General features: G+C 72.0%; 15 protein-coding genes. 9 read left to right on the top strand and 6 right to left on the bottom strand.

Features of this window, described 5'->3' with window-relative positions; translation table 11 throughout:
* Complete coding sequence (locus VFZ92_RS22195; RefSeq protein WP_330877926.1) at positions 1-894, top strand: NADP-dependent oxidoreductase; 894 nt, start codon at positions 1-3, stop codon at positions 892-894.
* A 125-nt stretch (positions 895-1,019) separates the two neighbouring features.
* The gene (locus tag VFZ92_RS22190; RefSeq protein WP_330877925.1) at positions 1,020-1,166 is read left to right on the top strand and encodes a hypothetical protein; all 147 of its coding nucleotides are present in this window, start codon (positions 1,020-1,022) and stop codon (positions 1,164-1,166) included.
* Positions 1,167-1,219: 53 nt separating this feature from the next.
* On the opposite strand, the gene VFZ92_RS22185 is transcribed toward VFZ92_RS22190, so the two are convergent.
* Positions 1,220-2,125 (bottom strand): NAD-dependent epimerase/dehydratase family protein, encoded by a 906-nt coding sequence (locus VFZ92_RS22185; RefSeq protein WP_330877924.1) that lies wholly within the window; start codon positions 2,123-2,125, stop codon positions 1,220-1,222.
* A gap of 215 nt (positions 2,126-2,340) precedes the next feature.
* Here VFZ92_RS22185 and VFZ92_RS22180 point away from each other — a divergent pair, with 215 nt between their 5' ends.
* Positions 2,341-4,725 (top strand): tetratricopeptide repeat protein, encoded by a 2,385-nt coding sequence (locus tag VFZ92_RS22180; protein WP_330877923.1) that lies wholly within the window; start codon positions 2,341-2,343, stop codon positions 4,723-4,725.
* Positions 4,726-4,955: 230 nt separating this feature from the next.
* Here VFZ92_RS22180 and VFZ92_RS22175 read toward each other — a convergent pair whose 3' ends face one another.
* Positions 4,956-5,735: a glucose 1-dehydrogenase gene (locus VFZ92_RS22175; protein WP_330877922.1), complete on the bottom strand. Its 780-nt coding sequence runs from the start codon at positions 5,733-5,735 to the stop codon at positions 4,956-4,958.
* A 106-nt stretch (positions 5,736-5,841) separates the two neighbouring features.
* Here VFZ92_RS22175 and VFZ92_RS22170 point away from each other — a divergent pair, with 106 nt between their 5' ends.
* Together VFZ92_RS22170 and VFZ92_RS22165 are read left to right on the top strand one after the other, a co-directional pair.
* Positions 5,842-6,702, top strand: coding sequence for a helix-turn-helix transcriptional regulator (locus tag VFZ92_RS22170; RefSeq protein WP_330877921.1), 861 nt, complete (start codon positions 5,842-5,844; stop codon positions 6,700-6,702).
* Positions 6,703-6,908: 206 nt separating this feature from the next.
* On the top strand, positions 6,909-7,658 hold the full coding sequence (locus VFZ92_RS22165; protein ID WP_330877920.1) for an alpha/beta hydrolase: 750 nt from the start codon (positions 6,909-6,911) through the stop codon (positions 7,656-7,658).
* A gap of 145 nt (positions 7,659-7,803) precedes the next feature.
* Here VFZ92_RS22165 and VFZ92_RS22160 read toward each other — a convergent pair whose 3' ends face one another.
* From VFZ92_RS22160 to VFZ92_RS22150, 3 genes are all read right to left on the bottom strand, one after another.
* Positions 7,804-8,499, bottom strand: coding sequence for a GON domain-containing protein (locus tag VFZ92_RS22160; RefSeq protein WP_330877919.1), 696 nt, complete (start codon positions 8,497-8,499; stop codon positions 7,804-7,806).
* A 224-nt stretch (positions 8,500-8,723) separates the two neighbouring features.
* The gene (locus tag VFZ92_RS22155; protein ID WP_330877918.1) at positions 8,724-9,119 is read right to left on the bottom strand and encodes a PPOX class F420-dependent oxidoreductase; all 396 of its coding nucleotides are present in this window, start codon (positions 9,117-9,119) and stop codon (positions 8,724-8,726) included.
* A complete protein-coding gene (locus tag VFZ92_RS22150; RefSeq protein ID WP_330877917.1) occupies positions 9,103-9,768 on the bottom strand; it encodes a TetR/AcrR family transcriptional regulator in 666 nt (221 codons plus the stop codon). The genes VFZ92_RS22155 and VFZ92_RS22150 overlap by 17 nt, the downstream gene beginning before the upstream one ends.
* A gap of 94 nt (positions 9,769-9,862) precedes the next feature.
* Here VFZ92_RS22150 and VFZ92_RS22145 point away from each other — a divergent pair, with 94 nt between their 5' ends.
* The 4 genes from VFZ92_RS22145 to VFZ92_RS22130 all read left to right on the top strand — a co-directional run bounded on the left by VFZ92_RS22145 (position 9,863) and on the right by VFZ92_RS22130 (position 13,320).
* Positions 9,863-11,011: an epoxide hydrolase gene (locus VFZ92_RS22145; protein ID WP_330877916.1), complete on the top strand. Its 1,149-nt coding sequence runs from the start codon at positions 9,863-9,865 to the stop codon at positions 11,009-11,011.
* A gap of 52 nt (positions 11,012-11,063) precedes the next feature.
* On the top strand, positions 11,064-11,333 hold the full coding sequence (locus VFZ92_RS22140) for a hypothetical protein (protein ID WP_330877915.1): 270 nt from the start codon (positions 11,064-11,066) through the stop codon (positions 11,331-11,333).
* 45 nt (positions 11,334-11,378) lie between these two features.
* Positions 11,379-12,299, top strand: a complete 921-nt coding sequence (locus VFZ92_RS22135) for an AraC family transcriptional regulator (protein WP_330877914.1) — start codon at positions 11,379-11,381, stop codon at positions 12,297-12,299.
* A 112-nt stretch (positions 12,300-12,411) separates the two neighbouring features.
* Positions 12,412-13,320, top strand: a complete 909-nt coding sequence (locus VFZ92_RS22130; RefSeq protein WP_330877913.1) for a zinc-binding dehydrogenase — start codon at positions 12,412-12,414, stop codon at positions 13,318-13,320.
* A 70-nt stretch (positions 13,321-13,390) separates the two neighbouring features.
* Here VFZ92_RS22130 and VFZ92_RS22125 read toward each other — a convergent pair whose 3' ends face one another.
* Positions 13,391-13,876: an EF-hand domain-containing protein gene (locus VFZ92_RS22125; RefSeq protein ID WP_330877912.1), complete on the bottom strand. Its 486-nt coding sequence runs from the start codon at positions 13,874-13,876 to the stop codon at positions 13,391-13,393.
* Positions 13,877-14,076: the final 200 nt, after the last annotated feature.

Raw genomic sequence — 14,076 nt, 5'->3', positions numbered from 1 at the left:
ATGAGGAGAGTGAGCTTCACCGAGTACGGCGGTCCGGACGTCCTGCGGCTCGTCGACGCCGAGGAGCCCCACGCGGGCCCCGGCGAGGTGCGCGTCGCGGTGCGGGCGGCGGGCGTGAACCCCGTCGACTGGAGGATCCGCGAAGGCCAGTTCCAGCAGGTCCGGCCCCTCTCCCTGCCCTCGGGGATCGGGCAGGACGCCGCCGGGGTGGTCGACGAGGTCGGCGACGGCGTCGCCGGGGTCGAGGTCGGTGACCCCGTGTTCGGCGAGGGCGTGAACACCTACGCCGAGTACGCCGTGCTGTCGGCGTGGGCGCGGATGCCCGACGGGCTCCCGTTCGACGAGGCGGCCGGGTACCCGTCCGTGGTGGAGACCGCGCTGCGAGTCCTGCGCGAGGTCGGGGTGCGGCCGGGGCGGACGCTGCTGGTGAGCGGCGCGGCCGGGGGAGTCGGATCGGCGGTGCTCCAGATCGCCCGCGACCGCGGCATCGCGGTGATCGGCACGGCCGGGCCCGCCAACCAGGACTACCTGCGCGGCCTGGGCGCGGTCGCCACGACGTACGGCGAGGGCTGGGTGGAGCGGGTGCGGCGGCTCGGTCCCGTGGACGCGGCGCTGGACCTGGCCGGGTCCGGTGTGCTCCGCGAACTGGTCGAGCTGACGGGGGACCCGCGCAAGGTGATCACCATCGCCGACCTCGACGAGCAGGGGACCGGCGTCCGGTTCTCCGGTGCGGCCGGGAGCATGTCGGACGCGCTCGCGGAGGCCGTCGACCTCATCGCGCGGGGACGGCTGCACATCCCGGTCGACAGGTCCTACCCGCTCGCCGACGCCGCCGCCGCGCACGTCGACAGCCAGGCGGGGCACACGCGTGGACGGCGGGTCCTGGTCGTCTGAGCCCGCCGCCCCCTGCGACGCGGGGGCGTTCTGCCACGGCGTCCCGACCACGAGGACGCCCGCCACTCCCGCACGACCGGCGGTTCCGGTGCCCACGAGCCACCCCGGCGCGCGCGATCCAGGCGGTGACCGTGCTGGAGCCGCCCGGACCGCCGCGGGCGCCGGGCCGGTCGCCGAGCGCCATCCCCCTGGCGGTGGGCGTGCTGCTCCTCGTCGTCGCCTGGCACCGGACCCGCCCGGTGACCGGGTGGCGACGGTGCTCGGGGGTCTGAGGCACCTCCCCCTCGGCCTGCCGATCGTCGTGACCGGCAGGCCGAGGGGGAGGTCACCTCACGATCAGGTCCTCCGTGATCCACGTGGTGATCGAGGCGTGCTCGGGCCGCCAGCCGAGTTGCCGGGCGCGGGTGCCGCGGACACGGCTGTTCGACCCCAGGGCGAACCGGGCCAGACCCTCGCCCCACGCGCGCGCCGCGTCCTCCAGCGGCCACGGCTCGACCGGCCCGAGCCCGAGCCGCCGCGCGATGGCGGCACCGATCTCGGCGAACGAGGCCTCGCCGTTCTCCACGAAGTAGAAGCCGCTCGCGTTCGGATCGCCCAGCGCGAGCGAGTACAGCGCCGCCACGTCGTCGACGTGGACGGTCGACCAGGTGTTCGCGCCGACGCCCACCACGCGGACGACGCCGCTGCCGCGGGCCTGCTCGACCAGCGGCACCAGCAGGACGGTGTCGGGGCGCGGTGGACGACCGGTGCCGTAGACGAGCGAGTTGCACAGCACGACCGTGCGCACACCGGTGCTGGCCGCGGCCACGACGTCGGTGTCGATCGCGAAGCGGGCCCGGCGGACCGGGTGCGCGTCGGCGACCACCTCCCCCGCGTCGTCGAACACGGTGGGGGACAAGGCTTCCCCCTTGGCGTCGTCACCGACGACGCTGGTCCCGCTGGTGTGCAGCAACGGCCCGCCGGACCCGCGCAGGCCGCGCAGCAGCGCCTCGACCGCGCCGCGGTGGTCGCTGGCGGCCGCGTTGACCACGCCGTCCGCGCGCTCCGCCTCGGCGGTGAGCAGGTCGGCGTCGTCCAGGTCGCCGATCACCGGCGTGATCCCGGCCCGCGCGACCAGGTGCGCGTCGGCCGGGTCGCGGAGGAGACCGCGCACCGCGTGCCCGTCGGCGACGAGGCGGGCGCCGATGACGCCTCCGAGGAAACCGGTCGCGCCGGTCAGGAAGATGTCCATGGTGTCCTTCTGGGGTGTGCACGGCTCGACGGGTCGGCGGACGGTAGCCGGGGAGGGCGGGGGTGGGGCGAGAGAATTTGCCGTTCCGGCAGCAGTGACGGGAACCTCCTCGGCCGCACGTGCCGCACGACACCGTGGAGAGAAGTGGCACGCGGCCGCAGTTCTGCGGAAATACCTGCGTGTTTATCGAAAATGATCTTTGAGATACTCGCGCCATGTCGCCGCGCGAAGGTTCGCCTTCATCGTCCGCCGTGTCGAATTCGATCTCGGGTGACGTTCAGGGGAACGTGGTCAACGCGGGTACGATCTTGGGCGGAGTGCGCTACGAGCTGGCCAACGACCAGGCCGAGGTCACGCTCCCCCACAGGGCGGGAGCGGTTCCTCCGCGGGCCATGTCGTTCCAGCGACGAAGTGCGACTTCGTCTCGGCTCGGTGGAGCCGACACCACGGTGCTGGTCGGATTGGGAGGCGTCGGCAAGACGCAACTCGCCGTTGACTTCGCCGAACGCCTGTGGGAATCCGGGGAACTCGACCTGCTGGTGTGGGTCACCGCGAGTTCGCGGGAATCCGTGGTGGCCGAGTACGCACACCTCGCGTCCGCCCTCTTCGGGGATGACCGGTCGGATCCCGAACGTGGCGCGCGGCGCCTGCTGACGTGGCTGGCCACCACGTCGTGCCGCTGGTTGGTCGTTCTCGACGACATCCGCACACCGTCGGACGTGAATGGTCTGTGGCCGCCGGGGGCGGGTGGCCGGGTCGTGGCCACGACCCGCCGTCGTGACACCGCCGTGCGCGGTGTCGGGCGCGATCTCGTCGATGTCGGCGTTTTCGCCCCGGAGGAGTCCTACGCGTACCTGCGCACGGCGTTCAGCGATTCCCGGCACCTGTTGGCATCGTTCGTCGAACTCGCCGACGACCTCGGACACCTGCCGCTGGCACTGGCGCAGGCGTCGGCGTACGCGTTGGACAGGCAGTTGTCCTGCGAGGCGTACCGGGCTCGATTCGCCGATCGCAGACGTAGGCTGGCGTCGTTGTTCCCGGAGGTCGGTTCCTTGCCCGACGAACACCGGACGACGGTCGCCACCACCTGGTCGTTGTCCGTCGAACTGGCCGACCAGTTGACCCCCGCCGGTCTCGGCCGCCCGCTGCTCGCCGTGGCCAGCCTGCTGGACCCCAACGGAATCCCGGCGGAGGTCTTCACCACGACCGCTGTCCTGGACCTGCTCGTCAGGGCCACCGGCCGATCGGTCGACGTCGATGACAGCACTGATGGCCTGCACTGCCTGCACCGCTTGAGTTTGATCACGTTCGACTCCACATCGGTTCACACCGTGCGGGTGCACTCCTTGGTGCAACGGGCAACTCGTGACGACCTCCAACCCGGAGCGCTCAAGGGTCTTACCCATGTCGCTGCGCGCGCCCTGAACGCGGTGTGGCCGTCCGTGGAGCGTGACCAGGGTTTCGTGGAGGTTCTGCGCGTCAACGCCGATGCGCTGGAGGTGAACACCGATGGCGTGGTGTGGGACTGCCATTGTCGAAACCTGTTGTTCCGGGCGGCGATCAGTCGTGGGGAATCCGGTGCTGTGGCCGCGGCGAGGGACCAGTTCACCCGGTTCGTGAACGTTGCCCGCGCGCGCTTGGGCGAGGAGCACCCGTACACCCTCCACGCCCGTGACCACTGTGCCCGTTGGACCGGCGAAGCAGGAGGTCCCCGAGAAGCGCTGGCCCAGTTCGAGGCCCTCATCAGTGATTGTCGTCGAGTGTTGGGCGCCGATCATCCGGACACCTTGGAGGTCTACAACAACCTCGCGTACTGGCGCGCGCACAGCGGGGACGTCGAGCACGCGCTGCGGGAATTTCGCGACCTCGTGCAGATCTACACGCAGGTGTTGGGGCCGGAGCACCCCAGCACGTTGACCGCCAGGAGCAACGTTGCTCGTTGGACGGGGGAAGCAGGTGATCCCGCGGCGGCCGTGTCGTGTTTCGAAGTCCTGCTCCCAGATCTCCGCCGCGTTCTCGGTGACGACAACGTGCTCACCATGACGACCTCTCACAACCTCGCGCACTGGCGCGGCGGGAACGGTGACGTCGAGGGTGCCGTCGCAGGACTGGAACGCGTTCTGTCGAGCAGGAGCAAGGTGCTGGGAGATGATCATCCCCACACGTTGTCCACGAGGAACAACCTGGCTTACTGGCGCGCGATCGCTGGCGACACGGCACGGGCCGTGACGGAGTTCAGGGCGGTCCTCGCCGATCGGAAGCGCGTACTGGGGAACGAACACCCTGAAACCCTGGCAACTCTGAGGGAGTGCGCGTACTGGTGGGACAGGGCTGGCCTCTTCGCTGACGCGGCAGCCGCGTACAAGGACCTGTTGATCGGGGCGCGGCAGACGTGGAACGTGGACGACCACTCGGTGCTCACCCTTCACCGGAACATCATCACCTGCCTTCGTGACGCTGGTGACACGTCGGGGATGGTGGAAGGGCTGAAGGCCATGGCGGTCGAATTCGAACGCGTCTACGGGCCCGGTGAGGCCGAGGCCGCTGGCTTCGCGGAGCACATCGCCGCGCTGAGCGGCGCCGGAACCACAGCTGAGTGATCAACGCCGCTGTGTCGAGCAGCGCCACCGCACCGCGGAGGCAACCAGAAGCGGCGATGCGCCCCCGTGCCGGCCTTCCCGCGGCACCGTCGTGCGAAGGCCGGCACGAGGGGAGTGCGAACTCGACTGACGGTCAACCGGTCCACCGCCCGCGCAGCCCGTCCGCGTCGCACAGGGCCGTCTTGTGCGCGAACCGCCCGTCGCGCACCTGGTGGACGGCGAACTCCCCGTCAGATCTGGTTCAGGCCGCCGTCGACGTAGAGGTTGGCGCCGTAGACGAAGCTGCTCCGCGGCGAGGCGAGGAAGAGCACGGCGTCGGCGATCTCGTCCGGGTCGGCGACCCGCCCGGCGGGCAGGCCCGCCGCGACACCGGCCATCATCTCCTCGGCGCGCTCGCCGAAGGCCTCGTCCCACAGCGGGGTCTTCACCGGGCCCGGCGAGACCGCGTTGACCCGGACGCCCCGGCCGCCCAGCTCGGCGGCCCAGGCTCGCGCGTAGGCCCGCACGGCCGCCTTCGACGCGCCGTAGGCGCTCATGCCCGCCGCACCGCCCGCGCCCGCCGTGGAACCGGTCAGGATCACCGCGGCACCGGCGTTGAGCAGCGGGAGGGCCTTCCGCACGGTGAGGAAGGTGCCCTTCACGTTGACGTCGAAGATCGAGTCGTGGACCTCCTCGCTCAGCTCCTCCAACGTCGCGACCGGGTTGATGCCCGCGTTGGCGAACAGCACGTCGACACCCCGCCCGCGCTCCCGCACCCGCTCGTACAGGCGGTCCACGTCGGCCGCGACGCTCACGTCGCCGGGTACCGCGGTGGCGTCGCCGATGGCGGCGACGGCCTTGTCCAGCTCGGCCTCGCGACGGCCGGTGACGAACACGTGCGCACCCTCGGCGGCGAGCCGCTTCGCCGTCGCCAGACCGATCCCGGTGCTGCCGCCCGTCACCACCGCCGTCTTGCCCTCGAACTGCCCCATGTCCTCGTCGCCTCTTCGGTGCTCGAACCAGTGGATCACGTCCCCACCAGCGAACGCCGCGCGCCGGGACCGGACCAGTGCCCCGGCGGACCGGGGTGGTGACAGGTCCCCCCAGGGCGCCTCGCGGGCGGGTTACCGTGGTCCGGTGACCGACAAGCCGAACCACCTGGGCGAGTACCTCCGCGCCCGCAGGCAGCTCGTCACGCCCGAGCAGGTGGGCCTCACCGACCTCGGTGGTCGGCGGGTGCCCGGCTTGCGGCGCGAGGAGGTCGCCATGCTCGCGGGCATCAGCGTCGACTACTACCTGCGCCTGGAACGGGGTCGCGACCGCAACCCGTCCGTGCAGGTCCTCGACTCCATCGCCCGCGTCCTCCTGCTCGACGACGAGCACCTGGCCCACCTGCTGGCCCTCGGCGCGGACCGGCCCCGGCGGACGCGCCGCACGCCGCGGGTGGAGGTGGTGCCCACCGGTACCGCCGTGCTCCTGTCGACCCTGCCGCACCCCGCGTTCGTGGAGGGGCGCTACTTCGACGTCCTGGCCGTCAACGCCCTGGCGACCGCGCTGTCCCCGCGCCTGTCGGTCGGGAGCAACCAGCTGCTCGACGTGTTCCTCGACCCGGCCGAGCGGTGCCTGCACGAGGACTGGGAGGGGATCACGGGCTGCTACGTCGCCAGCCTCCGCCACTCCGCGGGCACCGACACCGACGACCAGCGCTTCGTCGAGGTCATCGGCGAGCTCACCGCCGCCAGCCCGCGCTTCCGCGCCCTGTGGGACCGCCACGACGTGCGCGACCAGCGCGGTGCCCCGATCCCGTTCGACCACCCGCGGGTGGGGCGGATGCGCCTGCACCGCGAGAGGCTCGCGATCAGCGGGACCGACGGCCTCACCCTCGTCGTCTACCACGCCGAAGCGGGTTCCTCGGACGCCGAGAAGCTGGCGCTGCTGGGCTCGTCCGCGCTCGCGCCGGCGGGCGGCGGCTCGCGGACCCCGTGCCGCACGGGGTGATCCCGGCGGTGCGCCCGCCCGTCGGCCGGAAACCCGGTGGCGGACCCGCGACGGGCGCTGCTACCTTCCCGGCGGCCGTGCGAGAGATCGAGGAGGTGGTACCCGTGACCGTTGTACCGACGTGGGTGCTCCCCTCCGGGGTCACGGCCGGGCGCTAGGTCGTCCGGGAGCGCCGCTCACGAGCACTCCCGAAAGGCACGACCCACATGCGATTCACGTCCGAACAGCGCCTCGACGACGGCGTCCTCGAACGCGCGTTCACCCTCGGCGAGGTCCCCGGCGTCCTGTGGACGGCCGGCTCCGCACCGGCCCCGCTGATCCTGCTCGGCCATCCCGGCGGCCTGCGCGGGATGTACCCCAGGCTGGCGGCCAGGGCCCGGCAGTGCGCGGCGGAGGGCTTCGCCGCGGCCACCATCGAACTGCCCTGGGCCGGGGAGCGGCCCCCGTCCGCCGCCGCCGACCAGGCCCGCGCCGACCTGCGCCGGGCGCTGGAGGCCGGCGAGCCGGTCGACGACGGGACCGTTGACCGGCTCGTCCTCCCCCTGGTCGAGCAGGCGGTCCCGGAGTGGCGGGCCCTCCTGGACGCCCTGCTCCCGCTGCCCGAGATCAGCGGCCCGGTCGGGTACTCCGGAGGGGTGATCTCCATCGGGGTCCGGCTGGCGGTGGTCGAGCCGCGCGTCCGCGCGGCCGTCCTGTTCGCCGGGAGCTTCGTGCCCCGCGCGGTGTTCGACGAGGCCCGGCAGGTCACCGTGCCGCTGCTGGTCCTGCTCCAGTGGGACGACGAGGGCAACGACCGGCGGATGGCCCTGGACCTGTTCGACGCGCTCGGGTCGGCGGAGAAGACGTTGCACGCCAACACGGGCGGGCACACCGGCGTCCCCGCGTTCGAGGGGGAGTCCGTGAACCGGTTCTTCGCCCGACACCTGAGGCCGGACCACCGCGGCGGCGGGCGGTAGGACGCGGTTGGCCGGGGTGCCGTCGTCGAGGACGCGTCCCGGCCCTCCGGGCACGGCCCACCCCCAGTGTCTGGGGAGGAAGAACGGGTGCCGGTCGAACGCGGCACCGGAACCGCGGAATTGCGGCGCGGTCGCGAAAGGGGAATCAGGGCAGGGTCACGCACGCCCTGTTGAGGATGACGTCGATGGTGTTGTAGGGGCCGCACGCGAGACCGAGGTGGAGGTCGGGGCCGCTCGGGTTGATCGGGTTGTAGATGTACGGGGCCGAGGTGATCCACCCGCAGTAGCCGCCACCGGCCAGGTCGGCGGTGCGGTTGTCGGCGCTGGTGGTCGCGGTGCCCGACGCGTCGAACCCGCCGACCTGGAAGGTGTCGGACAGGGTGAACGCGGTGCCGGTGAGGTCGATCCTGCCGACACCGCTGGCACCGCCGTCGCAGGACATGGCGACCGCGTAGGGCATGGAGGTGACGACGGAGGCCCCCTGGGACAGCGAGCCGGTGGAGGTGGCGAACGTGAGGTCGTTGATGTCGACGGTCAGGGTCGCCGGGTCGAGGCGCACGCGGGTGAACGTGGTGCGCACGCTCGTGCCCGGTGCCGCGCCGCCCGCGGTGTACTGCGAGAAGTTGGCGGCGCCGAGCGTGACGTACTCCCTCGGGTCGCCCGCCATGTCGTGGCAGTACACCGGCACGAGGTGGGTGCCGGTGTTGAGCAGGTAGTTGCCGTCGCCCGCGATCGGCAGCAGGGCGCGGACGGCGGCGCAGTCGGGAGGAGGGATGGTCAGCGCCTGCCGCGCCGAGGCCGGGGCCGGGGCGAGGACCGCCAGTGTCACCGCGGCAGCCACCGCGACGATTCTCCGAATCATGGTATTCCTTTCCCATGTGGATTCCGTACGGAATTAAAACCCAATGGGAGTAGGTGGTCGATAGGCTGCGGGAGTGACGTGCGGACGCGAATAACGGCGTGATTCGTGATATTCACCGGCATTCGCGTTGTTAGTTCGCCACGATCGAGTGCATTCCTCTGGAAGCGCTTGCCCGGCTCGCCGCGGAGCCGGGCGGGCCCGGCTCACCCGCGCGGCGTGTGCAGCTTGTCCACGCCGATGACCAGCACGACGCGCTGCTGCGTCCGGCCGCCGTACCACGGGTAGGGGCGCCCCAGGTACTTGTGGGCCAGCTTGTCGATGTGCTCCTCGGCGCCCTCGGTCGTGGCCGACAGGACGCGGCCCCGGACCGCCCAGTAGCGCGACGGCGACTCCGGGTCCGCGATGGCCACGGCGACCCGCGAGTCGCGCGCCACGTTGCGCGTCTTCTGGTGGGTGCTCACCGTGTTGATGACGATGTTCTCCCCGTCGGTGTCCACCCAGGTCTCGGTGATCTGGGGCGAGCCGTCCGGCATGAGGGTCGTGAGGAAGCACAGCGCCGGGGCGTGCAGGACGTCGAGCAGGTCATTCGGCAGTGTCACGGTGGACGACCTCCTGGTCGGGTTGTGCTGGCGGGACGCCGTAGAGGCGGTCGATGACGTGCTCGTCCGGCGGTGTGCCGGGCAGTTCGGCGTGGCGGAGCCCGGCCAGCGCCACGGTCAGGGAACGGCGCCACAGGGTGGGGTCGACCTCCCTGGCGGCGTCCATCACCGCGCCTACCATCAGGTGCACGGCGACGAGGTCGCCCGGAACCACCCCGGCGGGCAGCTGACCGGCGCTGACGGCCCGGTCGACCAGCCCCGCCACGAGCGGGGTGATCCTGGCCCGGCCCCGCACCACGAGGTGCGACGCCTGGTTCCCGCTGCGCAGCAGCTCGCCCAGGCCCCGGTTGTCGGCCTCCAGTTCGAACTGCCGCGTCAGGAACCACGTGAGCCCCTCCCACGCGTCCTCGGCCCGGCTCGCCCGCTCGGCGAGGCCGACCACGGCGTCGACGTGCTCGGTGAACAGGGCGTCCACCAGGTCCGTCCGCTCGGGGAACCGGCGGTACACGGTGCCCGTGCCGGTGCCCGCCTCGTGGGCGATCTTCTCGTAGGACACCCCCAGTCCGTCACGGGCCATCAGGGCGAGGGCCGTCCGCAGCAGCAGTTGCCGGTTGCGCTCCGCGTCGCGGCGCAGTGGCCGTTCCTCCATGCGCCGAACGTAGCAACTGGAAACCAGGTTCTCAAGTTGAAATGAGATTCCACTTCTGAGCTACGCTGCCGTCACCGCATCCCGAGGAGGCTCCGTGTCCAGTCAGCTCACGACCGTCGAACCGTTCCGCGTCGAGGTCGCCGACGGGGAACTCGACGACCTGGCCCGTCGACTGGCCGACACCCGCTGGCCCGACCGGGAGACCGGCGCGGACCAGGGTCCCGAGCTGGACCGGCTGCGCGCGCTGTGCGAGCACTGGGCCACCGGCTACGACTGGCGGCGCTGCGAGCGGGAGATCAACGACCTCGGCTCGTTCCGCACCGTCCTGGACGGACTGGGCGTCCACCTCCTGCACGCCCGCTCGCCCGAGCCGTCGGCCATCCCCCTCCTGCTCTGCCACGGCTGGCCCGGCTCCGTGCTGGAGTTCCGGCGCCTGGTGGGCCCGTTGACCGACCCGGTCGCGCACGGCGGGCGGGCGGAGGACGCGTTCCACGTCGTCGTCCCGTCCATGCCGGGCTTCGGCTTCTCCGACAAGCCGACCACGACGGGCTGGGGGCCGTCGCGGATCGCCGACGCGTGGATCGAGCTGATGGGCCGCCTCGGCTACGACGAGTGGGTGGCGCAGGGCGGTGACTGGGGGTCCGCCGTCGTGGAGGCGATCAGCCGCAGGGCGCCCTCGGGACTGCTCGGCGCGCACGTCAACCTGCCGATGGTGTTCCCCACCGCGCAGGAGGTGGCCGACGCGACACCGGACGAGCAGCGCATGATCGAGCGGGCGCGGCACTACCGGTCCTCTCAGGACGGTTACGCGAGGCAGCAGTCCACCCGGCCCCAGACGATCGGCTACTCCCTCGCCGACTCGCCCGCCGGTCTGGCCGCGTGGATCTACACGCTCTTCCAGGACGTCACGGACAACGACGGCGACCCCGAACTGGTCGTCGACCGCGACGAGATCCTCGACGAGGTGATGATGTACTGGCTGCCCAACGCGGGTGCCTCGTCGGCGCGGCTGTACTGGGAAGCGCTCCGGGAACCGGGGCCGTCCTCGGAGCCCAACCCGACCCCCACCGGTTTCAGCGTCTTCCCCGGCGAGGCCGTCCAGGCGTCGCGGCGGTGGGTCGAGCGGCGCTACACCGACGTCCTGCACTACCGCGCGCTCGACCAGGGCGGGCACTTCGCCGCCCTCGAACAGCCCGCCGTGCTGGTCGAGGAGATCCGGACGACCTTCCGCTCCCTGCGCTGACACCGGCTCGGCCGCGGGCGCGAGGTCCGGACGAGGTTCGCGCACGGGCCGGGTGCGACCTCGTCGGTGTTCGGTTCGAAGCCAGGCGGAGAGGGCGTCCCACGAGGCTCGGACGTCCGTCCTGATAGGACTGCTCCCGAGCGGTGGCATCGGCGTCCCGGCCGCGGCGACCCTCACGGCCGAGGCCGCGGCGGCGGCCCTGGACCAGTCGGTCGCGGCCTGCGTGCTCGGCAGGAGCGACCGGGACCGCTGCGAGCCGCACGACCTGCTCCGCGAGTTCGGGCGGGAGATCGAGGCGCTCCTCGCGGAGCCCGCTTGCTAGCGTCGGCGGCTGTCGGGGTGTCGGTGCGGGCGGGGTCGGTGAGCGGTGGATCTTCTGGAGGACGCGCTGCGGGTCTCGGGCGCGCGGGGGTCGCTCGGCGTGCGGCTCGACGCCGGTGGCGAGTGGGGCGTGTGGCTGAGCACCTTCCCCGGAGCCGCGCTGCACGCCGTGTCGGCCGGGACGGCGTGGCTCGACGTCCCCGGTGAGCAGCCGCGGCGGCTGGACGCGGGGGACGTCGTCCTCCTGCCTCCCGGCACGGCGCACGGCCTGTCGAGCGGGCCGGGCGTCAGGATGGGCCCGTGCGATGCGGACGCCGCGATCGAGGCCCGGTCGAGCGGTGGCGTCCTGCGGCTGGGCTCCTCGCCGGTCCAGACCCGGCTGCTCACCCTGCACTACGAGCAGGACCCCGAGGTGAGCACGCTGCTGCTGACCGCGCTCGACGCCCCGACGCACCTGCCCGCCAGGACGAACGCCTCCCTCGACGGGGCCATCCGGCTGCTGGACGAGGAGCTGGCCCAGCTGCGGATCGGGACCACGGCGGCCGTGAACAGCATCATCGACCTGCTGCTCGTGCGGTTCGTGCGCGCCTGGTGGGAGAGCCACCCCGTCGAGCGGTCGAGTTCGTGGCTGGGCGCTGTGCTCGACCCGGTCGTGCGCGACGCGCTGACGCACATCCACGAGCACCCGGAGCGGCCGTGGACCACCGCGACGCTGGCCGCGGCGGTCCGCGTGTCCAGGGCGACGCTGTCGCGGCGCTTCCCGGCCGCGCTGGGGCAGACGCCGGGCGCGTACCTGACCCGCTGGCGGATGGACCTGGCCGCGCTCCGGCTGCGGGACACCGACGAGCCGATCGACGTGATGGCGGGCGCGGTCGGGTACGCCACGCCGCAGGCGTTCAGCCGGGCCTTCCGGCGGGCGCGGGGGTTCGCGCCCGGTGAGTACCGCCGCACCGTCCGCGAGCGGTAGCCGCCTGCGGAGAGGCGGACGGGCACACACCTGACGCTCCCGGACGTGGTCGGCGCGGACGCGGTGATCGAGGCTCGACCTCACCTGTCGTTCCGCTGATGAGGAGATCACCGTGCGAGCACTGGTCGTCGAACACGGCGACGGTGGACCTGTCCGGTTCGCCGACGTCGACGAGCCCCGACCCGCCGTCAACGAGGCGCTGGTGGAGGTCCGGCACATCGGGCTGAACCTCGGCGAGCTGAAGCACGTCGACCAGTGGGCCGCCGGAGCCGTCCACGGTCACGACGCGGCCGGCGTCGTCGTCCGGGCCGCGGCCGACGGTTCCGGTCCGCCGGAGGGCACCCGCGTCGCGGTGGGGATGGCACCGCACGCGTGGGCCGAACGGGTCGCGGTCAGCCCCGCCAGGCTCGGCGTGGTGCCCGCCGGGGTGGAGCTGAGCGACGCCGCCGCGCTGGGCGTCGCCGGGGTGACCGCGCTGCGCGTCCTGCGAACCCGGTCGCTGCTGGCCCGCCGGGTGCTGATCACCGGCGCGAGCGGGGGAGTGGGGCACTTCGCCGTGCAACTGGCCGCGCTCGCCGGTGCGCGCGTGACGGCGGTGGTCGGTGGCCCCGGACGAGCGGTCGGTCTGGCCGAACTCGGCGCGTCGGAGGCGGTGTCCGATCTGTCCACCGTGGAGGGGCGGTTCGACCTCGTGCTCGACACGGTCGGAGGGCCGCTGCTCGCCGGTGCGTGGGACCTGTTGGCGGAGGGCGGCGCGATCCACCTCGTGGGCACCAGTTCGGGGCTCGACACCACGTTCCCGGCGGGCTCCCTGTTCGGGTTCGGCGCGCCGCGGACGATCAACACCTTCGGGGACACGACGTCCCCGGTCGCGGAGGAGTTGACGGACCTGCTCGGCCTGCTGGCCGGGGGCAGGCTGTCGGCCGGGGTCGGGACGAGGGGCGACTGGGAGGACGTCGGCGCCGCCGTCCGCGCGCTGTTCGGCCGCGAGGTGCGCGGCAAGGTCGTCCTCGACCTGTGACCCCGCGCGGTCGGAGCGGGGGTGTCCACGACCTGGTCGCCCGACACCCTCGCGACCGACCGCGTCTCGCTCAGGTGCGCGCAGGGGGACGCGTGACGTCGACCGAGGAGAGGTCGCTGTTCCCCTTGATGAGCGAGATCACCCGTTCGAGGAATTCATTGCGGGTGACCAGGTCGTCCCGGTCGGTGTCGACGGCGTTGAAGTTGGCGTCCGCGTCGGCGTCCGAGATCCCCAGGGTGGAATTGATGGTCCCCCACTCGGCGCGACTGATCTTGCTGTCGTTGTCGGCGTCCGCGGAGTCGAACAGGGCCAGGTGGAGAGCGACGGTGGATTCGAACACCGCGTTGTAGTCGGCTCCGGCGATGAACTCGTCCTTGGTCACGACGCCGTCGGAGTCGCGGTCCAGGATGGACAGCGAGTCCCACAGGGCGGCGACCTTGTCCTTGGCCCTGCCACCCGCCCTGGCCCCGAAGGTCTCCAGGTCGGACCGGTCGATCCCACCGCTGCGATTGCCGTCGAGAAGAGTGAACAGTCGTGTCAAGCTGTCCTGCGACATGGTGCACCTTTTCTTCACTGAGCAAGCCGACGTCGACGCTGCGAAGGCTGGAGTGAATGACGGCAGCGGCGTGCCGGCTTCGGCTATCCGGTCGCTTTTGCATTCCGCGCAAGTCGTGGAAATACCACGGTGCTGAAGCTAACACGTGGTTCAACTAGTGAAACTAGCCCTTTAGAGGGAAGTGCCTGCCAGTCGTGCCG

It is taken from the genome of Umezawaea sp. (assembly GCF_036375055.1).
Classification (GTDB): domain Bacteria; phylum Actinomycetota; class Actinomycetes; order Mycobacteriales; family Pseudonocardiaceae; genus Umezawaea.
This window is presented reverse-complemented; position numbering and strand designations above follow the sequence as displayed.